The sequence below is a fragment of the Sandarakinorhabdus sp. genome (assembly GCF_040398645.1).
Lineage (GTDB): Bacteria > Pseudomonadota > Alphaproteobacteria > Sphingomonadales > Sphingomonadaceae > Sandarakinorhabdus.
In genome coordinates this window covers 2,981-28,062 of sequence record NZ_JBBATR010000014.1, presented here as the reverse complement: position 1 = coordinate 28,062, position 25,082 = coordinate 2,981, and the positions used below count along the sequence as shown (strand labels likewise).

Here is a 25,082-nt window from a genome sequence, read left to right as displayed (position 1 = left end):
TCCGGGCCATGAACATGCCCATGCATTGTGCTGGGCGATTCATCGTCGCTTTCGATCGCGGCTTCCAGCTCGGCGCGGGTGACGCTGCGCTCGTTGATCTGGGCGGTGCTGATCAAGAAATCCACCACCTTATCTTCATACAGCGGCGCGCGCAGCTGCATAGCGGCCATGGTGTTTTCCTGGAAGAACTTCACAACCTTCTGCTGCTCGGCCGGGGCATAGCGGGTCGCTTCCTGCCCGATCAGGCGGTTCATTTCGGCTTGCGACACGGTGATGCCGTTGCGCTGGCCGATTTCGGACAGCAGCAAGCCCAGACGCACACGGCGCACGGCAATGCGGCGATAATCCTCACGCTCGGCCTCGATCTGGGCCTTGGAGCCCTCGGGATCACTGTCACGCGCCGCTTCGGCTTCCAGGGTTTCCCAAATCTGCTTGAATTCGGCTTCTACCATCGATTCCGGCACATCGAAATCATGGCGCGATGCCAGCGTGTCGAGCAGCTTGCGCTTGAGATAGGTGCGCGACAGGCCGCCCAGCTCCGTATCCAGCTGATCTTTCAGAATTTCCTTGAGTGCGTCCAGGCTATCAAGGCCAAAGCCCTTGGCAAACTCATCGTCCAGCGCCGTCTCGGTTGGAATTTCCACGCCGGTCACGGTCACATGAAACTGCGCATCCTTGCCCGCGAGATTGGCAGCGCCATAATCACCCGGGAACGTCACGTTCAGCACGCGCTGCTCATCGAGGGTCGCGCCGATCAACTGGTCTTCAAAACCCGGGATCAACTGGCCGGAGCCGATCTTGACCCGCATGGCTTCGCCCTTGCCGCCATCAAACGGCACGCCGGCAACCTTGCCTTCAAAATCAATCACCACAGTGTCGCCGGTGGCGGCTTCGTGGCCTTCTGGCGCAGGTTCGCTGCGCTGCGAAGAATCGGCAAGCCGCGCCAGCGCGCTGTCCATGGCGGCGTCATCAGCCGGCACCACCAGTTTTTCCAGCGCAAGATCATCGGTCTTCACGTCGGCGATCGTCGGCAACACTTCGACATTCACGGTGAAACGCGCATCGCCATCATCGGGCAGTTCGCCATCGACATCCACGGTCGGCTGCGTGGCCGGGCGCAGGCCATGCTCGCTGATCACCTGATTGACGCCGTCATTCAGCGCCGCCTGCAGCGCTTCACCGCGCAGGGCAGCGCCGTGCATTTTCTTGACGAGATTTGGCGGCACCTTGCCGGGACGAAAGCCGGGCATCTTGATGGTCTTGGCCACTTCAGCCAAACGCGCTTCAACCCGGGCGGCGATGGCATCGGCCGGAATCAGCAGCGAATAAGCGCGGCGCAGGCCCTGGTTGGTGATTTCGGCAATCTGCATCGAAAAACCCGTCTTCCTGTGAAAATCGAATAACATAACCCCAAGCGCCAGCAGCGAATTTTGGTGCGGGCGAAGGGACTCGAACCCCCACGTCTTTCGACACCGGAACCTAAATCCGGCGCGTCTACCAATTCCGCCACGCCCGCACCCGGGGATCGAAGCGTCGGCCTATACCAACGTCACCAGCCAGCGCAAGGCGGCAAAGCCCGGGATTGTGCAAACTTGCACCCCTGCGAGGCTTGCGCCGCCAGCAGCCGGCTTTGCGGCATCACTGGCGCAGTGTAGGCAGGCAAGGCAGGGCGAAAAACGGCCAGAACCGGGGGCAACATGGCATCAGACATCGAAATCGCGCGGGCCGCTGTCATGCGCCCGGTCCGCGAGATCGCGGCCGGGCTTGGCCTCGCAGAAACCGACATCGAGCCTTATGGGCATCATATCGCCAAGATTTCGGCGAAAGCGCTGGCAAATGGTGTCCATCGGTTGCCCGGAAAGCTGGTGCTGGTGACAGCGGTGAACCCAACGCCGGCCGGGGAAGGCAAAACCACGACAACGGTGGGCCTCGCTGATGCCCTTAATCATATCGGCCGCCGCGCCCTGATCGCGCTGCGTGAGCCATCGCTGGGCCCGGTGTTTGGCCGCAAGGGCGGCGCGACCGGCGGCGGCCAGGCGCAGGTGCTGCCGATGGAAAAGATCAACCTGCATTTCACCGGCGATTTTCACGCCATTACCTCGGCGCACAATCTGCTCAGCGCAATGATCGACAATGCCGTGCATTTCGCGGCACCGATGCCATCAGGCGCCGCCATCAACCCGCGCACGGTCACCTGGCGGCGCGTGCTGGACATGAACGACCGCGCCCTGCGCCAGATTGTGACAGGCATGGGCAGCGGCAATCACCCGCTGCGCGAAACCGGCTTTGATATCACCGTGGCCTCCGAAGTGATGGCGATCCTGTGCCTGGCCGATGATCTGTCCGATCTGCAGGTGCGGCTGGCCCGTATCCGCGTTGCCCGCGATACCGCCGGCAATCCCGTCACGGCGGGCGATATCGGCGCGGCCGGCGCGATGGCGGCACTGTTGGTGGAGGCGATGCAGCCCAATCTGGTGCAGTCCATCCACGGTTCCCCTGCGCTGATCCACGGCGGGCCATTTGCCAATATCGCCCACGGCTGCAACAGCGTGATCGCCACCCGCGCCGCGCTGGCGCTGGGCGAATTTGCCGTGACCGAAGCCGGCTTTGGTGCTGATCTGGGCGCGGAGAAATTCTGCAATATCAAATGCCGCTCGGCTGGCCTGGCACCCGCAGTGGCCGTGGTTGTCGCCACCGTGCGCGCCTTGAAATATCATGGCGGCATGGCGCTGGCCGATCTCGGCACGCTTGACGCCGCAGCCCTGAATCGCGGCCTCGACGTGCTGGCTCGCCATGTCGAAAACCTGCGTGCGTTTGGTATGCCGGTGGTGGTGGCCATCAACGCCTTCGCCAATGATCACGCCAGCGAACAGGATCAGGTGCTGGCCCATTGCCAGGACACGCTGCATGTCCCGGCCCACCTCTGCCGCCACTGGGCGGACGGCCCGGTTGGCGCGGAGGCATTGGCCCGCACTGTCGCCGCGCTGGCCGACGCCAACATCGATCCGCACGCCAATTTCACCCCGCTTTATCCCAGCGGCAGCGACGTGCTTGATGCGCTCAATATCGTCGCCACCAACATCCACCGCGCCGGCAGCGTCACCCTGTCGTCGGCCGCGCAAAAACAACTCGCCGCCTTGCGCGCCGAAGGGCTCGCCAACCTACCGGTCTGCCTCGCCAAGACACCCTACAGCTTCACGGCCGATGAAAAAGTCCGCGGTGCGATCTTCGGCCATGATTTGCCCATCCGCGAATTGCGCCTCGCTGCCGGCGCCGGCTTCATCGTGGCGCTGTGCGGTGATATCGCCACGATGCCCGGCCTGCCCAGGGCCCCGGCGGCAAACGTCATCCACCTCGATGCGCAGGGCCGCATCGAGGGGCTTGCCTGACCATCGCTGCGGCTATTTCACCGCCAGGTCGATCTCCACGGTCTGCACCGGCTGGTCAGGCGCCCATCGCCGCGCCAACCGCGCCGTGATACGATAGCGGCCCGGCACGGCGCGCACCGTCACGTGCCCGCCGGCCGCATCGCCCAATTGCCCCGGCCCAGTGGCTGGCGCAGCGGCAGGAGGCGTGTCGGCAATCTGCACCACGCCGCTGGGCAAGGTGAGCAGCCAATCATAACCAGTGGCGGGCCCGCGCGGCAGCGGCAGCGTGATTGCTGCACCGGCGGGCCCTTCGATCACCACCGGCGGCATCACGGCCGCCAGGCTGCCGTGTAGACGCGGTGATCGGTACCCACGGCAAAGATATCCAGAAAATCAGGTGCGCGCACCGCCGCCGTGACCATGGTCATCGGTGCGGCAGCACCCTCCAATATCCGCCACCAGCCGCGCCATTTCTGCATGCCCGGCGCCCAGGCGGCGGAATAGATGCCGCCATCCTGGCCAACCGCAAAGATATCCAGCCGATCGGCCGAGCGCGAAACGGCAAACACGCTGGTGCCCGGTGCTGCCTTGAAATGGCCCACCGGCCACCAGCCGCGCCAATTGGTGTCACCCGCAGCCCAAGCCGCCGTGTAAACCTGCATGTCGGTGCCGATACAAAAAATGTCCAGCTTGTCGAGCCCGCGCGACACGCCAAACACGCTGGTGCGCGGTGCTGCCACCCCGCCGGCCACTGGCCACCAGCCGCGCCAATTGGCGTCGCCCGGCTTCCACGCGGCGGTATAAACCCGCTGATCGCTGCCCACGCAGAAGATATCGAGGAAATCCGGCCGCCGGCTGACGGCGGTGACGCTGGTGCCGGGTGCCGCCACACCGCCCCGCACCCGCCACCAGCCACGCCAGCTGGTGTCGCCGGGCTGCCATGCAGCGGTGTAGGTGCCGCGATCGGAACCCACGCAGAAAATATCGAGCTTGTCGGCACTGCGGCTGACGCCGTGCACGGTGGTGCCGGGCGCTGCCACGCCGCCCTGCACGCGCCACCAGCCGCCCCATTTTGGCTGCCCCGGTGCCCAGCCGGCAGTGTAGGTGCCGTTGTCGGTCCCCACGCAAAAGGCATCCAGCCGGTTGGCGCTGCGGGTCACCATGGTGATGCTGGTGGCCGGTGCCACCACGCCGCCCTGTATCCGCCAAAAACCGTGCCAGCCATCGGTGAAAGCAGGCTCCCAGGCCGCGGTATAGGTGCCGTGATCCGTGCCCGGCACGGTTATATCGAGATGATCGCGGGACCGCGAAACGCCGAACACCGAGACGTTGGGCGCCGCCACACCGCCGGCAACCGGCCACCAGCCGCGCCATTTGCTGCTGGCCGGCGGGATCACGCCCTGGCAGCCATAAAATGCCTGCGCGCTGATATTGCTGTCGCCATAGGCGATCTTGAAATAGCCGGCGCCGGTGCCATCGGCGCGGGCGGGGCCGCCAAAGCCAGTTCCCCAGCTGTTGCGGCAAATCCAGCAGCCAGCATCGTCATCGTAGCCGACAACCATCACAGCATGGCCGCCGCGCACCGCGCCGGTGGCATGGCTGTAGACACCGCCGTTGTAAGCGTCGAAATCCTCGAACACCGTGAAGCCGCAAATCAGCGGGCCGACATTGGCCAGATAGGTCTTGCGCGCATCGCCGGTCCACGCCGTGACTTCGGTGATCTTGTAGACCTTGCGGTTGCGGTCTGCGATGGCCCGGACACGGGGCAGCCACAAGCCATCGGTACGGGCCGGATCGAGCACTGGCGGGCTGTCGAACGCAGCGGTGTAGGCCAAATCGGTTTCGGCCGCGATGCCGCGGGTGCGGGCCTGGTTAAGACAGGTGTTGTTGTTCCAGCCGCCGCAACTGGGGCCATGGCTGCTGTTGAAATGCGAATCGGCTTCGGACAGATCGGGCGGGGTGACCGCCTGTTCGATCGCCGCCATCACCGAGATCATCCCGGCCGCAGCGAACGACACGCAGCTGCCGCAGGACATCTGATCGGTCACCGGGCCGACGACGCCGCGATCCCGCCAGTCAAACTTGCGCGGGCGGTTGGACCCCGGCGCCGAAAGCGCCTGCTGGCTCTGCCCCAACCCCGATTGCGGCCCTGACATCAGCCCCGGCTGCAACGTCAGCGGGCTGCGCATTGAATCGGCGGCAAAAATCGTCGGCATGCGCGTCAGCATCAGCCGCTGGGCATTGGCCAGCGCGGCCTGGTTGGCCTCAGGATCGGACGGTTCGTAGCCAAGCCCGCGCGGCTTGAAATCCGCCGGTAGTTCGCGTGCCTCCCAGCGCAGCCTGCGCGTGCTGATCTCCTGCCGGATCACCGAGATTGTCGGACGTGCCATAGACGCTCACTCCCCAAGAGGGGCAGCGTCGGCGTCTAGGCCGAAGGCCGCCCGCAACAGCCGATCAAGTGCGGCTGAAGCGGAGGCTAACACTGCATGCAGGAAACACCAAATCGGATCTTGCTGGCGGAAGAATGTAATTTTTGTCATGTAAGATAGACAAAAATATTAACATATTGCACGGTTGAACAAGATCATTCGCCAAGCCGGTGTGTTCGGCAGGGCTGATCAACAGCAGCCGGTTTGGGCCGCTTGCTGTCGGCCCCCGATCAATGACCGGCAATTACTGTGCGTTGGCGGCCTGCGAAGCGCAATTGGCCGGTGTCGGCGGCTGGACCATACCCCGCCGCGCACGCCGCCAGCAGCGCCAGCGGGTGCGGATTGACACGGCCATCCAGTTTGGACCCAGAAAGCCACGTCCGATACAGATCACCGCTCAAGCAGTAACTGGGGTGGGGGCCAGGCTGCCCAGCGCAGCGGCGGTGCCATAGTCGGTGGATTCGCCGATGGTCAAAAATGCCTCCCACACCACGCCATCGGGATCGCTGATCCAGCTTTTTTCAGATTTGGCATAGCAGCAGGTGGTGGTGCCTTCATCCAGCACCGGGCGCCCGGCTGCTGCCAGACGTGCGCTGACGTCGGCCAATTCATCAGCGGTTTCCACCTGCACGCCCAGATGCGACACACCGCCGGCGCTGCTGCCTTCGCGGCCGTGGCTGATGGCGAAATTCACCCGCGGATCATCCAGCATCCACTTGGCATAATCCGGCTTTTGCACGGTCGGCTGCGCGCCGAACATCGTCGAATAAAATTGAATGGACGCGGCCAGATCGGTCACCCCAACATGCACATGCAATCGCTTCATTACCGGTTCCTTTGGTCAGGCGCAGGCCGCTTGGACGGCGGGGACTGGCCCGCAAATGGCCGGATGCCCTGCGCAGCAATCCTCCATCAAAAATTCGATCAATGCGCGCGCCGTATCAAAACGCGCGGCATAAAAGATATGCCGGGACAATCGCCGCGATGTCACCAGCCCGGCATGTTCAAGCAATTTCAGATGAGACGACAAGGTGGAGGCTGGCACCGCCACAAGTTCAGCCAATGCGCCGGCGGCCACACCGTCTGGCCCGGCCCGCACCAGCGCGCGAAATACCGCCAGCCGCGTCGGCTGTGACAAAGCCGCAAAGGCCGCGATGGCATTCAATTCTTCCATGAATGCCGAAATACCGAAATCAGCGATATCGCGCAAGCCCTGCCAGGCAGAATCCAGCAGGACAATCAGCCTTGCAGCGGCGCACCCACAAAAAATCGGCCCGGTGGTGCACCGGGCCGATCAGATCCAAGCATCAACAGGCTGATAGTGATCAGGCCATCGCGGCGCGGCGGCGACGCAGGCTGGTGCCCACCAAGCCAAAGCCAGCGATCATCATCGCCCAGCTGGCCGGTTCCGGCACTGCGCCCAGGTTTCCGCGGATTTCACCGCCCGGAAACGCCGAGTTGTGCAGGTTAATATAGGCTTTGCCGGAGTTCAGGCCGGCCAGAAACGCAGCCTGTGCCCCGGCAGCAGAACCGCCACCGGCACCATTGCGAAAACCGTTGGTGTAAGTGGCCGCGTTGGTCAGATCGAAGCTGCGGGTAAGTGTGCCGCTTTTTCCAAAGCCCACCGGCGCAAAATCGATCGCCACACCTGCATTGGCACCCTGAAGTGCGCAGCAATGCACATGGCCTGCTGCCAGGTTGGTGGTCAAACCATTGAACTTGATCACGAAATCGATCGTGTTGCCGCTAAGCAGCACTGTGGCATAGCCCACTGCCGTGCTGGCATTGGGCGTAGTTTCGTTGCTGCCACGCAGTACCGTATCATATTGCGGTGCCGGCGGCGGTGCTGCCAATGCCGCTGCCGAGCAGAAGCTAACCGCTACGGCCAAGCCAAGAATATTTCTAACAACCATGTGTATCCCCTTCGAAGGTTGATGCCTCCATGATTATGGTTAACGCCGGGCGCATCATGGTCAACTGCGGCATGATTTACGGCCGGGCATCGGCTGAGCAACGCGGGATCAGAATTGGAAAGACGGGCACCCGGCCAAGCCGTGCTCCACCCCTTGCCACTGGTAATAAAGGTCAGTATTGCTGACCAAAATCGCGGCATTTTCCGCGGGCTTTTTAGGAATGATCATGGTTGCTGGCTTGCCGCCCGTCAGTCTGGATGACAAATATCGTTTTCGCGATGGCCGGGTGTTCATGTCGGGTGTGCAAGCCTTGGTCAGGCTGCCACTGGTGCAAAAATGGCGCGATACCGCTGCCGGGCTGAACACGGCGGGCTTTATCTCCGGCTATCGCGGTTCGCCGCTGGGCGGCTATGATCAGGAATTGTGGCGCGCCAAGAAATTCCTGAAAGAACAGGATATTCACTTCGTGCCGGGCATCAACGAAGAGCTGGGCGCCACCGCCGTGTGGGGCACCCAGCATGTGGCGTTGAACCCCACAGCCACCAAAGACGGCGTGTTTGGCATCTGGTATGGCAAGGGGCCGGGCCTTGACCGCGCCATGGATGTGCTCAAGCACGGCAACGCCGCCGGCACGTCCCAATATGGCGGCGTGCTGGCAATTGTGGGCGACGATCACGGCGCCAAATCCTCGACATTGCCGCACCAGAGCGACCATAATTTCCAAGCCGCGTTCGTGCCGTTCCTCAGCCCGTCAAGCGTGCAGGAATTTGTTGATTACGGCCTGCTCGGCATCGCCATGAGCCGTTTTGCCGGCACCTGGGTGGGCTTCAAGGCCACCGCCGACACGGTGGAAACCAGCGCCACCATCGATCTGGCTTACGAAAACCGCACCATCATCATCCCCGATTTCGAATTTCCCGATGGCGGCGTGCACATCCGCCCCGGCGACATCTGGCGTGAGGAAGACACGCGCCTGCAACGCTACAAGGGCTTTGCCGCCATGGCCTTTGCCAAGGCCAACGCCATCGACCGCGTGGTGTGGGATTCGCCGCGCCCGCGTCTGGGCATCGTATCGACCGGCAAGGCCTATGCCGACACGATGGAAGCCCTCAGCGAACTCGGCATCACCGAAAGCGTCGCCTCCGCCATCGGCCTCAAGGTCTACAAGGTCGGCATGCCATGGCCGCTGGAGCCCACCGGCATCCGCGCCTTTGCCGAGGGCCTGGAAGAAGTGCTGGTCATCGAGGAAAAGCGCGAATTCATCGAGCATCAGCTGAAATGGCAATTGTACAACTGGCGCGAATCCGTGCGCCCGCGCGTCATCGGTAAGAACGACGAGCGCGGCGAATGGCTGCTCAGCCCGGACAATGAGCTGACCCCCGGCGTGATTGCGCACGTGATCGCGGCGCGCCTGCAGCATTTCCACGACACGCCGCGCATCACCGCCGCGCTGGCCTTCTTCCGCGACCAGGCCGGCAAAGCCGCCGCCCACGAAACCCCGGTCAAGCGCAGCCCCTATTTCTGCTCAGGCTGCCCGCACAACACCAGCACCAAGCCGCCCGAGGGCCAGCGCGCCCTGGCCGGCATCGGCTGCCACATCATGGCGATGTGGATGGACCGCGCCGAAACCTTCACGCAAATGGGCGGCGAAGGCGTCACCTGGGTCGGCGAAGCGCCGTTCGTCAGCGAAAATCACGTGTTCGCCAATCTGGGCGACGGCACTTATTTCCACTCCGGCCTGCTCGCCATCCGCCAATCCATCGCGGCCGGCGTCAACATCACCTACAAGATCCTCTACAACGACGCCGTCGCCATGACCGGCGGCCAGAAGCACGACGGCGAAATCAGCGTCGATCAGATTGCGCAGCAGATGCTGGCCGAACACGCCAAGAAGGTCGTTATCCTCACCGAAGATCTCGCTCGCTACAAGGGCGTGGCCATCCCGGCCAGCGTGCGCCTGCTCGATCGCAGCGCCCTGCCCGCCATTCAGGACGAATTTGCCGCCACCCCCGGCTGCACCGTCATCATTTTCGACCAGACCTGCGCTGCCGAAAAGCGCCGCCGCCGCAAGCGCCAACAGATGGTCGATCCCGCCCGCCGCATCTTCATCAACACCGCCACCTGCGAAGGCTGCAGCGATTGTTCGGTGCAATCCAATTGCGTTTCGGTAGAGCCTGTCGAAACCGAATTTGGCCGCAAGCGCCGCATCAACCAATCCAGCTGCAACAAGGATTATAGCTGCGTGAAGGGCTTCTGCCCCAGCTTTGTCACGGTTGATGATGCCCAGGTGAAGAAATCCAAGGCGGATTTCGATCTTGAAGGCGTGGCCGAACCGCACCCGCCGGCGCCGGGTGCTGGCTACAACATCATGGTCACCGGCATCGGCGGCACCGGCGTGCTCACCGTGTCGGCCCTGCTCGGCACCGCCGCGCATATCGAGGGCCTGGCCAGCACGACCGCCGATATGGCCGGCCTCGCCCAAAAAGGCGGCGCCGTTTACAGCCATGTCCGCATCGCGGCATCGCCGAATGATCTGCTGTCGCCGCGCATCATGGCCGGCAGCGCCGATCTGGTGCTGGCCTGCGACGCGGTGGTCGCCGCCGACAAGCCGACCCAGACACTGATGGTGCCCAACCGCACCGCCGTGGTCGCCAATGCCGATATCGCCCCCACCAGCGATTTCGTGCGCAACCGCGATTTCGATTTCCGTACCGCCGCTGTCGAACGCGCCATCCGCAAGGCCGCCAACCCCAACGCCTGCGATTTCATTGCGGCTGATACCGTCGCCACCGCGCTGCTTGGCGATGCCATCGGCAGCAACATCCTGCTGATGGGCTATGCTTGGCAAAAGGGCCTGATCCCGCTGAAACGCCAGAGCATCGAAGCCGCCATCGAACTGAACGGCGTCGCCATCCCGTTCAACAAGAAGGCCTTTGCGCTTGGCCGCCTGCTCGCCACACGCCCCGACAAGGTGCTCGCCCTTGTTGAGGCCACACGCGGGCCGCAGCCGGAACCGCCAGCCACCACCCTGCCCGAAATGATCGCCAAGCGCGAAGCCGACCTGACCGCCTATCAGGATGCCGCCTATGCACAGCGCTTCACGGCCCAAGTCACCAAGGCCAGGGCCGCCGGCGGTGACGCCCTGGCCGAAGCCGTCGCCAAAAGCCTCTACAAGCTGATGGCCTACAAGGACGAATATGAAGTCGCCCGCCTCTACAGCGATGGCCGCTTCGAAGCGTCATATGCAGCCCAATTCAGCGGCGGCAAACCGCGCGTGTTGCTGGCGCCGCCGCTGATCAGCCGCCTTGATCCCGCCACCGGCCGCCCCAAGAAAATCAGCTTTGGCCCGTGGATTTTCAAGGCGTTCGCCGTGCTCGCCAAGTTCAAGGGCTTGCGCGGCAGCCGCCTCGATCCATTCGGCTACAGCGAAGAACGCCGCCATGAACGCGCTGACATCGCCGCCTATGAGGCCGACATCGAACGCCTCTGCACCGACGTGAACCCCGCCAACATCGGCCTGGCTCTCGCTATCGCCCGGCTGCCGATGGACGTGCGCGGCTTCGGCCCGGTGAAGGCCAAGGCGCGCGATGAAGTTGCGGTGCGCCGCGTGGCGTTGTGGGCGAAATGGCCGGGAATGGCAGCCCAAGCGGCGGCCTGAAGGATAGCGGGCGTGGCACCCCGCAGTAGATGCGGGGTTTGGCCAAGATGCCCGGTCAGCGCATATCCGGCAGGTGCTGGGCGGCCACACGCTTCATGGCCGCATAGCCGGCGGCATTGGGGTGAACGCCGTCGACGGTGAATTCGGGCCGCATTGCCCCGCCATCGGTGGCAAGCGCCGGGGTATAATCGATGAATTCAGCGCCTTCGCGCGTCACCAAGCCCTTCAGCAATTCGTTTGCGGCTTGGATGCGCGCAGCGACATTGGCCTGCTCGCGCCAGTAAATACGGTCCGCCGGCAGGATGCTGCCGACGAACAGCTTGATGTCGTGTTGCTTGGCCAGCGCGATCATCATCTGGACATTGCCGGCAAGGCTTTTCAGATCGAGCGCACCATCATTTCCCGCGATATCGTTGGTACCGGTCAGAACATGGATGTAGCGCGGTTGCAATGCAATTGCATCCTGCTGGAACCGCAACAGGATCTGGGCCGAAGCCTGCCCGGCGATGCCGCGGCCCACCCGGCCGCGGGCGAAGAAATCCGGATCGGCGGCTGGCCAGCCCTGGATAATGGAGCTGCCGATGAACACGCCCTTGGGCCGCACTCCAGCCGAGCGCAAGCGCTCATTGTCCGCGCGGTAGCGGCACAGCCACGCCCAGTCTGCCGGCGGACGAACGCGCCCGGGCCGCCCGGCCGGCTGCCCAACGGTCTTGCAGGCGTCCACAGCCGGAGCCGCTTCCTGCGCCGGTTCCTGCGCCGGTTCCTGCGCTGCCAGCGATGTGCCGGCCATCACCAGCGTAAACGCAGCAAGTGCCGCCAACGCACAGCGTTGCAGGCTGGTCGCGTTGCGGCGACGGGGGAAAACAACATGCATGGCAGCGAGGGTCTTTCATCCACCGCGCGCCGTCAAGTGTGGGGAGAAACGCGGTTCCCCTGGCTGTCATGCTGGCGAGGGCCAGCATCCATCAGAATTCGAATACCCATGATGCCAAAAGCAGCGCCGGCTGCACAGTGGATGCTGGCCTTCGGCAGCGTCCACTGTGCATTTGCCGGGCGAGCGCGCACGAAAACGGATGCGAGTGGGGCAGCGCCCCGGCCGCGCGCGGCCACTCAATCGATATCGAGTGCGAAGCAGCCGTTCTTGGCGATTTCCAGGGTCTTGCAACCGTCCATGGCCTTGTCGCGGGTGGGAAAGCTGCCGACTTGCAGGCGGTAATTGCTGCCGAACTTGCCGAAATGCGGATTGAGGCCCTTGGTGGCGCTGCGGTTGGCCGCGGCGAGTTTGGTCCAGGCCTGCTGAGCGGTTTTCTGGTTGGGGTAAGTGCCAAGCTGGATGCGCCAACCGGTTTCCCGTGGCGGCGGCGGCGGGGCTTTCTTCTTGGGTTCGGGCTTGGGCTTTGGCTCCGGTTTGGGCGGTGTTTTTTCGGCCAGCCGCACCGACACCGGCGGCCGCACGGGCGCCGCGGCCAGAACCGGCGGCGGGGTGTCGGCTGTTTCCGGCGGCGCTGATCCCATCGCGGCCTGGCCGACGGTATCTGGGCCCGGCCCATTGCCGGCAGCCTGGCCAGCGGCCTGCCCAGCGGCCTGTAAAGCTGCGGCGTTGAGCGCGGCGGTGCTGCTGGCGCCGGGGGCGCGATCCGGCGGCGACCCGGCGGCGGCAATCACCATGACCGGCGGCGGCGGCGCGCCGGGCGCATCGAGCGGCGGCGGCAGGATCGCCGATTGAAACTGGCTGGGCACACCGCTGCCATTGGCCAGAGCGGTGGCGATCTGCCAGCCGTTGGCGCGGTCCAGCGGCGCGATGGCCTGCGATAGCTCATTGAGGGCCTTGGTGGCTTCGGGCAGCCCCTGGGCGGCGGCACGCACCAGATAGGCATAGGCCAACGGCATGGATTTTGCCGCGCCGTCGCCGTTCCAGTGCACGATGCCCAGCACATATTGCGCCCGCATCTCGCCGCGATCGGCGGCGGATTTCAGCCAGCGCACCGCTTCGGCCTTTTCGGTGGCCTGAAACAGCAAGATACCCAGATTGGCCTGCGCCGGCAGATGTGATTTCACGGCGGCGCGGCGATACCAATCGCGGGCATTCGCCTTGTCCTGCACCACGCCGCGACCCAATTTATAGGCCTGGCCCATGTTGAACATGGCATCGGCATCGCCGTCTTGCGCAAATGGCTGCCACATGTTGACGGCGGCATCCCATTTGCCAGCGCGCCACAATTCTACGCCTTCGCGAACCGATGGCTGCGGCGGGGTGGCCCGCGCCGGGGCAGCGGCGGCCGGGCGGCTGGACCGCTTGCCCTTTTTCTTCTTGCGGGATGCGGCAAGCGCCGGGTCCCCGGCCACCAGGGCCAGCACCAGCAACGCGCCAATCGCCCGCAACCCAATCGGTTTCAACACTGCCAAACCAACTCTCCGCCTTTTATCGTGATGCGCACCCGGCCAAATGTCGGCAGGCCGTCGAATGGCGTGTTGCCAGCGCCTTCGAACGCCCGGCCATCGATACGCCAGGGTGCGTGTTCATCAAAGACCACAAGGTCGGCGGGCGCGCCCAGTTGCAGCGTTCCGGCGACCAGACCAAAGCGGCGGGCCGGATTCCAGCTGAGCATGGCGATCAGGCGCGGCAAATCAATCACGCCGTCACGCACCAGGCCCAATCCCAGCGCCAGCAACGTTTGCGCGCCGGCCATGCCGGCGCGGGCATCGGCAAAGGGCTGGCGCTTGTCTTCCTGGCTTTGCGGATCATGGCCGGATGCCAGGATATCGATGATGCCGCTGCGCACCCCTTCGATGGCGGCCAGCCGGTCGCGTTCATCGCGCAGCGGCGGCGACAGCCGCGCAAAGCTGCGAAAGCCCGACACCGCCATGTCGTTGAGCAGCAGATGCGCCGGCGTGATGCCGGCCGTTACGTCCACGCCGGCGTGACGGGCGGCGGCCACGGCTGCCAGCCCTTCGGCGGTGGTGACCTGGCGAATATGCAAGGCCGCGCCCGTGGCCTGCGCCAGCCGGCAATCGCGCGTGATCGCCATCGCCTCGGCAAAGGCCGGTGCGGCAGCCAGCCCGAGCCGCGTGGCATATTCGCCGGCCGTGGCCACCGCGCCCGCAGTCAAGGCCGGATCTTCGGCGTGGGCAACCACCGTCAGCCCAAAGGCGCGGGCATAAGCCAGCAGCCGGTGCATGACCCGCGCATCGGCGATCGCGCCGCGCCCGGTGGCCACGCCAACCGCGCCCGCCGCTTGCGCCAGGCCGATTTCGGCCAGTTCCTCGCCCAGCAGCCCGCGCGTTGCCGCCGCCAGCGGATGCACCCACACGTCAGGCTTGCCCGATCCTTGCGCATAGGCAACCAGCGCCGGGTCATCAAGCGGCGGCGATTGATCGGGCATCAGCACCACCCGCGTGATGCCGCCGGCATGGCAGGCCGGCGGATGCGCGCGAAACACGCCGACATCGATGATGCCCGGCGCCACCACCAGCCCACGCGCATCGATGTGCACGGCGTGGCTGGGCGGTTCGAATTGGCCGATGCTGGCGACCACCCGGTCCTGCAGCAATATGGTGGCGACGCCGTCGTGGCCGCTGGCCGGGCAGATAACGCGGCCGCCCGTAATGGCAATGGGCTGGGGTGCAATCATGACCAGCCGGCAATCCCGCGCCGCCGGCGGGTGATCACATCCAGGCAGGCCATGCGCACGGCCACGCCATATTCCACCTGCTCGGTCACCGCGCTGCGGGCGATATCGTCGGCGATCGCGCCTTCAATCTCCACACCGCGGTTCATCGGGCCGGGGTGCATGACCAGCACATCGCTGGCCGCCCGCGCCAATCGTGCTTCGGTCAGGCCATAAAACCGGAAATATTCGCGCGGGCTGGGCACATAGGCGCCGGCCATGCGCTCGGTTTGCAGGCGCAGCATCATCACCACATCAGCGCCGTCCAGCCCGGCATCCATATCGGTAAAGCTGGTGACGGCATAGCCATCCAGGCCATCAGGCAGCAGCGTGGGCGGTGCCACCGCCCGCACCTCGGCGCCCAAGCTGGCCAACAGCTGAAAATTCGAACGGGCAACGCGGCTGTGCAATATATCCCCGCAAATTGCCACGCGCAGGCCGGCAATGCGGCCCTTGCGCCGCCGGATCGTCAGCGCATCCAGCAGCGCCTGCGTGGGGTGTTCGTGGCGGCCATCGCCGGCATTCAATACCGGGCAATCGACCTTTTCCGAAATCAGTTGCACCGCGCCCGATGAGGCATGGCGGATTACGATCATGTCCGGATGCATGGCATTGAGCGTCAACGCGGTATCGAGCAGCGTTTCGCCCTTTTTCAGGCTGGAGCCCGAAATGCCGAGATTGACCACGTCAGCGCCCATGCGCTTGCCGGCGATTTCAAAGCTGAGCAGTGTGCGGGTGCTGTTTTCAAAAAACGCATTGATCTGCGTCAGACCGCGCAGCCGATCGGCGTGACGGGCCGGCGCCGAACGATTGGTTTCGATCCATTGTTCGGCTTCGTCGAGCAGAAAGACGATTTCCCACGGCTTCAGCGCCGCGATGCCGAGCAGATGCGCGTGCGGAAACGCGGGCGCGCCGTTGGGCAAGATTGCGGCGGAGGGGGCGCTGTCCATCGCCGCAACCCCTATCGCTGGCAGCAGCGTCGGGCAACCCTGCAGTAAGCCGCGCGGCACAGTCCGGTTGCTGCAACCGGGGCTGCGCAGTAAAGCTCGCGGCCATGGCGCGAAGCAATCCCCCCGGCTGGACTCCCAAATGGGTCATCGTCATCGCCTTTTACAACGAGGAACGCTTCATCGCGCCCACAATCGCTTGCGCGCTGGCGCAGGACCGCACCGACATCATGCTGGTGTGCGTTGACAACGGCTCCAGCGACGGCAGCGCGGCGCTGGTGGCAGCAGCCATCGCCGGGCACAGCCGCGCCATGCTGGTGAGCGAAACCGCGCCAGGCCACACCTGCGCGCTGCGCCGGGGCACGGCGATTGCCCGCGAGCTGGGCGCCAGCAACATCGCCTATTGGGATGCAGACACATATTATCCGCCGCATTACATCAGCCGCGCCGATGCCTTACTGGGCGATGACCAGCGCATTGTTGGTTGCCAGGCGTTCGATATCTATGGCGACGGCAATTCCTTCAAAAACCGCGTGATCCGCCGCCGCATGGCGATCACCGCCAGTCTGCTCACCGGCCAGGGCCACACAGGTACCTTCGGGCAGTGTTTCCGGCTCAGCCCGCTGCTGGCGGCCGGCGGCCCCAAAAGCGATGCGTGGCCCTTTGTGCTCTATGACCATGAATTGATCCACCGCATGTGCAAGCAGGGCCGGCTTACCCACGCTGCCGATCATGTGTGCTGGCCAGCGCCGCGCCGCATCCAGAACAGCCATGTGCGCTGGAACCTGACCGAGCGGCTGCTCTATGCCCTCACGCCGTTTGCCGTGAAGGACTGGTTTTTCTACCGCTTTCTTGGTCCCCGGCTGCGCGCGCGCGGCATGTTCGAAGCTGGCCTGCGCATCCGCGATTGGGAATAGCGTCACGCGGCTGCAACATCGCTGCGGCATGCAGGCGGCATGATCCTGCGCCCGCTCACCCTCCTCGCCCTTTTTCTTGCTGCGCCGGCCCGCGCTGCGCCGGTGGTGATGATCGCCATCGATGGCCTGCGCCCGGTCGAATGGCAGCGGCGGGACAATGGGCTTGATCTGCCAGCCTTGCGCGGCCTCGCCGCCGGCGGCACCGGCGCGGCGGTGACCGGCGTGCTGCCCACCGTCACCTATCCCAGCCACGCCACCTTGATGACCGGCACGGCACCGCGGCGCCATGGCATCGCCAACAATCTCACCTTCGATCCGCTGCGCCGCAACAACGAAGGCTGGTATTGGTATGCCAGCGATGTGCAGGCACACACCTTGTGGCAGGCCGCTGTTGGCGGCGGCAAGCGGGTGATCAACGTGCATTGGCCGACCAGCGTTGGCCTGTCCGGCCTGGCCGCCAATCTGCCGCAAATCTGGCGCACCGGCACGCCGGATGATGACAAATTGATCGCGGCGCTGGCCACGCCCGGCCTGCCGGCTGCGCTGGTTGCCGAAGCCGGGCCTTATCCGCCCGGCATCGACGAATCCATTGCAGCCGATGAAGCCCGCGCTGCCCATGCCATCGCGCTCATCCGCCGCACCCAGCCGGATTTCGCCACGGTGTATCTGACCGCGTTCGATCATGAGCAGCACGAAGCCGGGCCGGACAGCGCAGCGGCGCGGGCGATATTGGTGCGCATCGATGCCGCCGTTGGCAAGATCGTGGCAGCGGCGCGGGCCGTTGATCCGCAAACTCTGGTGGTGATCGTGTCCGATCACGGCTTTGCCGCCACCAGCCGCACCACCAATTTGTTTGCGCCGTTCATCAAGGCCGGCCTGATCCGCCTGACCGCCGATGGCACCGGCATCGCCAGCTGGGATGCCATCCCATGGACGGCGGGCGGCAGCGCGGCCATTCGGCTGGCCCGGCCGGGTGATGCGGCGCTGACAGCGCGCGTTGCCGCGGTGCTGGCGCAAGCCGCGCGAGATCCAGATGCCGGCATCGACCGTGTGCTGGACAGCGCCGCCATTGCAGCGGCCGGCGGCAGCGCCGATGCCGCCTTCTGGGTGAACTGCAAGCCGGGTTGGCTGATGGGCAATCGTCTGGCGGGCGCAGGCCCAATGATTGTGCAAGGCGAACCGACCACGACGCACGGCATGCACGGCTATTTCCCCGATGTGCCCGCCATGCGCGCCAGCCTGATCGCCAACGGGCCGGGAATTGCCGCCGGCAAGGATCTGGGGGTGATCGACATGCGCAGCATCGCGCCGGCTGTCGCCGCCAGGATCGGCGTCAAATTGCGCGATGCAGAATTGCCGCCAGCGTTCTGACCCCTCCAAAACAGCCGGGTGCGCAGCGCGCCGGCTGCGTTCATGCTGCCGCCAAAGGGAGACCGGCGATGCAGCTGAACTGGAGCGATGACGACCTGGCGTTTCAAGCCGAGGTTCGTGAGTTTCTGGACAATGAACTCACGCCCGATCTGCGCGCGGCAACTGCGGGCATGACCAGCGTCTATGCGCCGCCGCACATTGCGCTGGCCTGGCAGAAAAAACTCCACGCCAAGGGCTGGGTGGCGCCAAGCTGGCCGGTTGCCGATGGCGGCTGCGATTGGTCGGTGGCGCGCCGCTATATTTTTGCGCGCGAAACCACCATGGCCGGCGCGCCGCCGCTGTCTCCGATGGGGCTGGGGATGTGCGGGCCGGTGCTGCTGCATTATGGCAGCGAAGCGCAGAAACAGCGGTTCCTGCCGCCGATGCTGGCTGGCGATGAATTCTGGTGCCAAGGCTATAGCGAGCCCAATTCAGGCTCCGATCTGGCATCGCTGCAGATGAAGGCCGAACGGGACGGCGATGATTTCATCTGCACCGGCGCCAAGATCTGGACGACACACGCTCATCATGCCGACTGGATTTTCTGCCTGGTGCGCACTAGCCGCCTGCAAAAGCCGCAACTGGGCATCACGTTCTTGCTGATCGACATGAAATCCCCCGGCGTGACCGTGCGGCCGATCATTTCGCTATCGGGCGAACATGTGCAGAATCAGGTGATGTTCGATGGCGTGCGGGTGCCGGCAGCCAATGTGGTGGGCCAGATCGATGATGGCTGGACGGTGGCCAAATATCTGATGGAGTTCGAACGCGGCGGCCACGCCTATGCCCCCGGCATGGTGCAGCGTGTTGCCACCCTGCAGCGGCATCTGGCCGAGGCGCAGCTGCCCGTCACCATGAACGGCCGCATCGCGGGCCTGCGCATGGAAATCGAAGCGCTGGATGCGCTGGAACTGCAATTCAACGCCGGGCTATCAAATGGCGCAGCACCCGGCCCGATGGCGAGCGCGCTGAAAATCCTCGGCACTGAACTCAGCCAGCGCCTGACCGAACTGGAAGTCGAAGCCGCCCTGCCCTACGCCCCGGCCTATCAACCGCACCTGACCCTGCCCGGCGGCGCGGTGCCGGATTACACGGCGCCGACCGATGGCCAAGGTCAGACTTGGGGTGTCGGCCCGGCATGGGCAGCCAAAGCCCTGCCCAAATATTTCAACGACCGCGCCGGATCAATCTATGCCGGGACCAACGAAATCCAGCGCGGCATCCTGTGGCAATATCTGGCGCGCCGGAACAGCTGATCAATTGCCGCTGAACTGTCCGGGGCGCTTTTCGCGAAATGCTATCAGCGCTTCGGCAAAGTCCGCACTTTGGGTGGCCAGCAGCCATTGATCGGCATCAGCGTGCAGTATGGCTCCATCCAGCGCGTGCGCAACGGCGTTGATGCTGCGCTTGATCATCTGCACTGCCAGCGGCGGCAGCCCGGCCAATTCGCTCGCCAGCGCCAGCGCGCGCGCATCCAGCTCGGCGGCTGGCACCACCTCATCGACTAGACCCCAACCGTAAACCATATCGGCATCCAGCAGCGCGCCGGTCATGACCATGCGCTTGGCACGCGCCGGGCCGATCAGCGCCACCAGCGGCCCCAGCGCATTCCACATCAGGTTGATGCCGATCTTCACTTCGCCATAGCCAAGCCGTGCGCCCGTGGCCGCCAGCCGGAAATCGCAGGCCGTGGCCATGCACATCGCGCCGCCCGTGGCCACACCCTGCAGGGCACAAATGGTCGGTTGATCAATGCCCATTAGCGCGCGCATCACCCGCGCGCCCAGCTGCGCACTGCGCCGCGCCAGCGCCAGCGGCGCCGGATCGGCCAGCCGCGCCTGCATGTCGCTGATATCGGCACCCACGGAAAAATCACTGCCTTCGCCGCGCAGCACCACGGCGCGCACATCGGCCCGGCCGCGCAGATCGTCGGCAATGCGTTCGATATCGCCGAGCATGGCCTGGGTCAGCGCATTGCGGCGCTCAGGGCGGTTCAGGCTGATGATGGCGACGGCGCCGTTCATATCCAATGTGATCATATCAACATTCCACCACGTTGACAGCCAGCCCACCCTGACTGGTTTCCTTGTATTTGTGGCTCATATCCACACCGGTTTGGCGCATGGTTTCAATCACTTCATCCAGGGTGACGCGCCCTTGCCCCGGCCGGTGCAGCGCCAGCCGGGCGGCATTGGCGGCCTTTACCGCGCCGATGGCGTTGCGTTCGATGCACGGGATCTGCACCAGCCCGCCCACCGGATCGCAGGTCAGCCCCAGATTATGCTCCATGCCGATTTCGGCCGCATTCGCCACCTGCTGCGGGCTGGCATTCCAAATCGCCGCCAATCCGGCTGCTGCCATCGAACAGGCCACGCCCACTTCGCCCTGGCAGCCCATTTCCGCACCCGAAATCGATGCGCGCTGCTTGTAGAGCAGGCCGATCGCGCCCGCGGTCAGCAAAAAGCGCCGCTGCTGCGCGGTGGTTTCGCAATAATGGCGCATCACCGCCGGGATGATGCCGGCCGCGCCATTGGTGGGCGCTGTCACCACCTGCCCGCCGGCGGCATTCTCCTCGTTGACCGCCATCGCATAGACATTGAGCAGATCGAACAATCGCTCCGGCTCGTTGCGGCTGCGGCCGTCCTGCACCTGCCGCCACAGTTGCGGTGCGCGCCGCTCCACCTTCAGCCCGCCGGGCAGGATACCAGATGTGGTCAAGCCGCGATCGATGCAGGCCATCATCACCGCTGCGATGCGGTCCAGCCCCAGCAAGGTTAGCTCAGGCGGCCGCATCGCCGCTTCGTTGGCGAGGATGATGGCATCAAAGGCCAGGCCCAGTCGCTGCGCAACCTCCAGCAGATCGGCCGCGCTGCCAAATGGATGCGGCACCGCGGCGCCCGCCGAGACTCGATCATCGTCTGCCGCCTGTTCCAATTGGCGGCGGCTTGCAATGAAGCCGCCGCCGGTGGAATACCAATCCTGCGCCAGCAAAACCGCATCGCCGTGCACCACCACCACCTGCATGGCATTGGGATGCAGCAGATCGCGTGTGTCATAATCGAGCCGGATATCGGCGTCCGGCGCGAAGTGCACCGTGCGCCCCTCCACCTGCAATCGGCCGCCGCTGTGCAGCGCCGCCAGATCAAGCTCCGCCGCCGCCATGTCGATGGTTTCGGGCTCATGGCCCAGCAGGCCAAGCGCGGCGGCGCGCAGCGTGCCGTGGCCATGGCCGGTAAAGGCCAGGCTGCCCTGCAAGGTCACCACCAGCCGCGCGCCGGCTGGCCAATCCTGCGCTGCCAGGCTGCGGCGCACGCGGCCGCCGATGCGCATCGGCCCCACGGTGTGTGAACTGGATGGCCCCACCCCCACCCGGAACATGTCGAGCACCGATAACATCCGCAGCACCCTGCCCCAGCGGCGTGTGCGTCGCAACCGGCCAGCCGGCAAAATTGTCCTGCCGCAATGCCCAGCCTGTGCAGCGCCGGCCGGCCAGCCTAAACTATCCCTATGGACACCGTAGTGATCGATCAGGCCAGCCGCATGCTGGCCCATGAAGCCAGCGATGCCCGCCTGCGCCAGGCCCGCGCCGGGCAGGTGGCGGACGGCTGGGACGTAATCGAAGCAGCCGGCCTGCCGCTGGCATTGGCGGCTGAATATTCAGCAGAAACGGATGGTCTGCCGGGGCTTGGCGCTGCCACCATCTTGGCCATTGCCCGCGCCCATGGCCGGGTGGGGGCGCCGTGGCCGCTGGCCGAAGCAATGACAAACCCGATATTCCCGCGCACGCATTGGCTGGCGGCGCTGGCGGCGGCGGAGATTGCCGGGCTGTGCGAGACGGTGCTGGCGCTGACGCTGGATTGGACCCAGACCCGCCAGCAGTTCGGCAAGCCCTTGTCCAAAAACCAGGCGGTACAGCATAGTCTTGCCCAGATGGCGGCCGAAACGGCAGCAGCGGGCGCGGCGGTTGGGCTGGCGGGGCTTGGATTGGGGCTGGCACTTTCCAGTTCGGACGAGGCGATGGTGGCCGCAGCCAAGGCCCGCGCCAGCGAAGCGGCCGGCGTGGTGGCGGCGCTGGCCCATCAATTGCACGGCGCCATTGGCGTGACGGAAGATTATCGCCTGCAACTGTTCACCCGCGCCTTGTGGCAGCGGCGCGACACGGCGGGCAGTGAGCATCTATGGCATCAGCAACTTGGCGCCGACGTGCTGAAGTGTGGCAGCCTGTGGCGGCTGGTCACCGACGAGCCGCTGGGCGATACGGCTGAGACCGCCAGCACCGGCGACCGCTTCCGCTTCCCGGTCGTGGCCGAAACGGCCGCGCATGCGGCGCTGCGGGCGCAAGTGCGCAGCTTTCTGGCCGACGAAAATCTCTACGCCCTGCCGCCCGAAATCCGCGCTCACAGCTGGAACGGCCACAGCCCGGAATTCAGCCGCAAGCTCGGCGCACGCGGCTGGCTGGGCATGACCTGGCCCAAGGCCCTTGGCGGCCATGAAAACAGCGCGCTCGAGCGGCTGGTGGTGATCGAGGAGTTGCTGGCGGCGGGCGCGCCCGTCGCGGCCCACTGGATCGCGGATCGCCAGACCGGCCCGCTCCTGCTCAAATATGGCACGCCGGCGCAGCAGGCCGCGCTGCTGCCCGCCATCGCCCGCGGCGAGGCCTTTGCCTGCATCGGCATGAGCGAGCCCGGCTCCGGTTCCGATCTTGCCGCCCTCACCACCCGTGCCGATCCGGTGCCCGGCGGCTGGCGCGTGTCCGGCACCAAGCTGTGGACCACCTATGCCCACAAGGCGCACTGGATGATCCTGCTGTGCCGCACCCAGCCCGGTGAACGCCATCATGGCCTGTCGCAACTGCTTGTCGCAATGGACAGCCCAGGGATCACCATCCGGCCCATCATCGATCTGATGGGCGATCATCATTTCAACGAAGTGCATTTCGACAATGTGTTCGTCCCTGCCGACGCGCTTGTCGGCCGCGAAGGCGATGGCTGGGCGCAGGTCATGTCCGAACTCGCCTTCGAACGCTCCGGCCCGGAACGCTTCCTGTCCACCCTCGTCCTGCTCGAAGCGCTGGTCACGGCGCTCGGCCCCGATGCACCGCCGGCCGCGCACCCGGCGATCGGCCGCGCCGCCGCCCACCTGATGGTGCTGCGCCTGATGGCGCGCGGCATGGCCTTCCTGCTTGAACAGGGCGAGGACCCGGCGCTGGAGGCGGCCATGGTCAAGGATCTCGGCGCCAGCTTCGAACAATCCATCCCCGAGCTTGCCCGCGCCCTGCTGCCCCATGTGCCCCCCGATCGCCTGACCCCCAGCCTCCTTGCTACAATCGCAACCACCACCGCCATCGCCCCCATGGTCTCCCTGCGCGGCGGCACCCGCGAGATCCTTCGCGGCATCATCGCGCGCGGGTTGGGCGTGCGGTGAGGGCCTGTCCTACAGTGCCAAAGCCTGTCATCATCCCAGTGCCCGCTAGGCTGACCTCAAGCTTGACTGGGGACGCGGGCCAGCATCGGCGGCAGGCCCCTGAAAATTCCTCTGTACAGGATGAATCGTCCAAACTGGAAAAACTGAAAACCGCCGAGTCGGGACGCAGCGGCCGACAGGCAAATTCATGAAAAGGCGCAGGAAATTGAAATGACCGACCATGTTCTTTACCAACGCGATGGCCAAATCGTCACGCTGACGCTGAACCAGCCGGAACTGCGCAATCCGGTGTCGGATGACGACATGGTCGATGCGATCCTGGCGGCGCTGGTGCGCTTGGAAAATGATCCTGATGCCCGTGTTGCCATCCTGACAGGCGCCGGCAGCGCCTTTTCATCGGGCGGCAATCTGCGGAAGATGGCCAGCGGTGAAGGGCTTGCCAGCGCCAGCCCGGTCCAGACCCGCCGCAACTACCTGACCGGCATCCAACGGCTGCCGCGCGCCTTTGCAGCGCTGGAGGTGCCCATTGTGGCGGCCGTGAACGGCGCGGCCATCGGCGCGGGCTGCGATCTGACCTGCATGTGCGACATCCGCATCGCCGGCCAGAGCGCCAAATTCGCCGAAAGCTTCGTGAAACTGGGCATCATCCCCGGCGATGGCGGCGCCTGGCTGCTGCCCTATGTGGTCGGCCACGCCAAGGCCGCCGAACTTGCGCTGACCGGTGACATGATCGATTCGGGCGAAGCGCTGCGCATCGGGCTGGTCAGCCGCGTGGTGCCCGATGCCGATTTGCTGGACGCCGCCCGCGCCATCGCGCTGCGCATCGCCGCCAACCCGCCCCAGGCGGTGCGCATGACCAAACGCCTGCTCTGGGAAGCCCGCACTGCCAGCCTGGACACGGTGCTGAACATGTCAGCGGCGATGCAAGCGCTGGCCCACACCACAGACGACAACCGCGAAGCCATGACGGCGTTTCTGGAAAAGCGCCCGCCAAGCTTTTCAGGCCGCTGAGCCGGCGCGATCAGCCGATCACGCCGTCAGCCCGCAACGCGTCCACATCGTCCCGCCCCAGCCAATCGCGCAGCACCTCATCCGCATCCTCCCCCATGCGCGGCGGCGGGCGGCGCATGGTGGTGGGGGTGGCGGAGAATTTGCCCGGAAACGCTACGCTGGGGATGGTGACACCATCATCGCGCAGGAATTCATGCACCGTTCCCCGCGCCGCCACGAACGGATCGGCGAACACTTGTGCGATGCTGTTCACCGGCCCGGCTGGCACGCCGGCGGCCACCAGCCGGTCGATCAGCGGCAGGCCGGGCTGGTCGGCCACCAGCCGCTGCACTTCGGC

The 25,082-nt window shown here is 65.3% G+C and carries 20 protein-coding genes and 1 tRNA gene; 7 read left to right on the top strand and 14 right to left on the bottom strand.

Annotation, left to right across the window (positions count from 1 at the left end; genetic code table 11):
• The coding region (gene tig, locus ABWP50_RS05055) for a trigger factor (protein WP_353216901.1) at positions 1–1,370 on the bottom strand (1,370 nt) is incomplete at its 3' end.
• A gap of 61 nt (positions 1,371–1,431) precedes the next feature.
• A tRNA-Leu gene (locus tag ABWP50_RS05050) sits at positions 1,432–1,516 on the bottom strand.
• A gap of 181 nt (positions 1,517–1,697) precedes the next feature.
• Here ABWP50_RS05050 and ABWP50_RS05045 point away from each other — a divergent pair.
• The gene (locus ABWP50_RS05045; RefSeq protein WP_353216900.1) at positions 1,698–3,389 is read left to right on the top strand and encodes a formate--tetrahydrofolate ligase; all 1,692 of its coding nucleotides are present in this window, start codon (positions 1,698–1,700) and stop codon (positions 3,387–3,389) included.
• Positions 3,390–3,401: 12 nt separating this feature from the next.
• On the opposite strand, the gene ABWP50_RS05040 is transcribed toward ABWP50_RS05045, so the two are convergent.
• The 5 genes from ABWP50_RS05040 to ABWP50_RS05020 all read right to left on the bottom strand — a co-directional run bounded on the left by ABWP50_RS05040 (position 3,402) and on the right by ABWP50_RS05020 (position 7,710).
• Complete coding sequence (locus ABWP50_RS05040) at positions 3,402–3,698, bottom strand: protease inhibitor I42 family protein (RefSeq protein WP_353216899.1); 297 nt, start codon at positions 3,696–3,698, stop codon at positions 3,402–3,404.
• Entirely contained in the window at positions 3,698–5,758 is a 2,061-nt protein-coding gene (locus ABWP50_RS05035) for a C1 family peptidase (protein WP_353216898.1), read from the bottom strand. Before ABWP50_RS05035 ends, ABWP50_RS05040 begins: the two co-directional genes overlap by 1 nt.
• 436 nt (positions 5,759–6,194) lie before the next feature.
• A complete protein-coding gene (locus ABWP50_RS05030; RefSeq protein ID WP_353216897.1) occupies positions 6,195–6,623 on the bottom strand; it encodes an ArsI/CadI family heavy metal resistance metalloenzyme in 429 nt (142 codons plus the stop codon).
• A gap of 15 nt (positions 6,624–6,638) precedes the next feature.
• Positions 6,639–7,007: an ArsR/SmtB family transcription factor gene (locus tag ABWP50_RS05025; protein ID WP_502950980.1), complete on the bottom strand. Its 369-nt coding sequence runs from the start codon at positions 7,005–7,007 to the stop codon at positions 6,639–6,641.
• A 115-nt stretch (positions 7,008–7,122) separates the two neighbouring features.
• Positions 7,123–7,710 carry a CHRD domain-containing protein gene (locus ABWP50_RS05020; protein ID WP_353216896.1) on the bottom strand — a complete coding sequence of 196 codons (588 nt, stop codon included), beginning with the start codon at positions 7,708–7,710 and terminating at the stop codon, positions 7,123–7,125.
• 220 nt (positions 7,711–7,930) lie between these two features.
• On the opposite strand from ABWP50_RS05020, the gene ABWP50_RS05015 reads away from it, so the two are divergent.
• Positions 7,931–11,368 carry an indolepyruvate ferredoxin oxidoreductase family protein gene (locus ABWP50_RS05015; RefSeq protein WP_353216895.1) on the top strand — a complete coding sequence of 1,146 codons (3,438 nt, stop codon included), beginning with the start codon at positions 7,931–7,933 and terminating at the stop codon, positions 11,366–11,368.
• Between the two features lie 55 nt (positions 11,369–11,423).
• On the opposite strand, the gene ABWP50_RS05010 is transcribed toward ABWP50_RS05015, so the two are convergent.
• The 4 genes from ABWP50_RS05010 to ABWP50_RS04995 form a co-directional block, all read right to left on the bottom strand.
• A complete protein-coding gene (locus ABWP50_RS05010; RefSeq protein WP_353216894.1) occupies positions 11,424–12,242 on the bottom strand; it encodes a GDSL-type esterase/lipase family protein in 819 nt (272 codons plus the stop codon).
• A 236-nt stretch (positions 12,243–12,478) separates the two neighbouring features.
• Entirely contained in the window at positions 12,479–13,768 is a 1,290-nt protein-coding gene (locus ABWP50_RS05005; protein WP_353216925.1) for an SPOR domain-containing protein, read from the bottom strand.
• Positions 13,762–15,000, bottom strand: a complete 1,239-nt coding sequence (locus tag ABWP50_RS05000) for a dihydroorotase (RefSeq protein WP_353216893.1) — start codon at positions 14,998–15,000, stop codon at positions 13,762–13,764. The genes ABWP50_RS05005 and ABWP50_RS05000 overlap by 7 nt, the downstream gene beginning before the upstream one ends.
• Complete coding sequence (locus tag ABWP50_RS04995) at positions 14,997–15,986, bottom strand: aspartate carbamoyltransferase catalytic subunit (RefSeq protein WP_353216892.1); 990 nt, start codon at positions 15,984–15,986, stop codon at positions 14,997–14,999. Before ABWP50_RS04995 ends, ABWP50_RS05000 begins: the two co-directional genes overlap by 4 nt.
• A gap of 104 nt (positions 15,987–16,090) precedes the next feature.
• Here ABWP50_RS04995 and ABWP50_RS04990 point away from each other — a divergent pair, with 104 nt between their 5' ends.
• The 3 genes from ABWP50_RS04990 to ABWP50_RS04980 all read left to right on the top strand — a co-directional run bounded on the left by ABWP50_RS04990 (position 16,091) and on the right by ABWP50_RS04980 (position 19,566).
• Positions 16,091–16,900, top strand: a complete 810-nt coding sequence (locus tag ABWP50_RS04990; RefSeq protein ID WP_353216891.1) for a glycosyltransferase family 2 protein — start codon at positions 16,091–16,093, stop codon at positions 16,898–16,900.
• Positions 16,901–16,939: 39 nt separating this feature from the next.
• Complete coding sequence (locus tag ABWP50_RS04985) at positions 16,940–18,271, top strand: alkaline phosphatase family protein (RefSeq protein ID WP_353216890.1); 1,332 nt, start codon at positions 16,940–16,942, stop codon at positions 18,269–18,271.
• 68 nt (positions 18,272–18,339) lie between these two features.
• Entirely contained in the window at positions 18,340–19,566 is a 1,227-nt protein-coding gene (locus tag ABWP50_RS04980) for an acyl-CoA dehydrogenase family protein (RefSeq protein WP_353216889.1), read from the top strand.
• On the opposite strand, the gene ABWP50_RS04975 is transcribed toward ABWP50_RS04980, so the two are convergent.
• Positions 19,567–20,349 carry an enoyl-CoA hydratase/isomerase family protein gene (locus tag ABWP50_RS04975; protein ID WP_353216888.1) on the bottom strand — a complete coding sequence of 261 codons (783 nt, stop codon included), beginning with the start codon at positions 20,347–20,349 and terminating at the stop codon, positions 19,567–19,569.
• A gap of 1 nt (position 20,350) precedes the next feature.
• Complete coding sequence (locus tag ABWP50_RS04970; protein ID WP_353216924.1) at positions 20,351–21,706, bottom strand: L-serine ammonia-lyase; 1,356 nt, start codon at positions 21,704–21,706, stop codon at positions 20,351–20,353.
• A 111-nt stretch (positions 21,707–21,817) separates the two neighbouring features.
• Between ABWP50_RS04970 and ABWP50_RS04965 the strand changes: the two genes are divergently transcribed.
• Both ABWP50_RS04965 and ABWP50_RS04960 read left to right on the top strand, forming a co-directional pair.
• Positions 21,818–23,734 (top strand): acyl-CoA dehydrogenase family protein, encoded by a 1,917-nt coding sequence (locus ABWP50_RS04965; protein ID WP_353216887.1) that lies wholly within the window; start codon positions 21,818–21,820, stop codon positions 23,732–23,734.
• A 210-nt stretch (positions 23,735–23,944) separates the two neighbouring features.
• Positions 23,945–24,745 carry a crotonase/enoyl-CoA hydratase family protein gene (locus tag ABWP50_RS04960; protein ID WP_353216886.1) on the top strand — a complete coding sequence of 267 codons (801 nt, stop codon included), beginning with the start codon at positions 23,945–23,947 and terminating at the stop codon, positions 24,743–24,745.
• Between the two features lie 10 nt (positions 24,746–24,755).
• On the opposite strand, the gene ABWP50_RS04955 is transcribed toward ABWP50_RS04960, so the two are convergent.
• Positions 24,756–25,082: CoA transferase (locus ABWP50_RS04955; RefSeq protein ID WP_353216885.1), on the bottom strand; the 327-nt coding region annotated here is incomplete at its 5' end.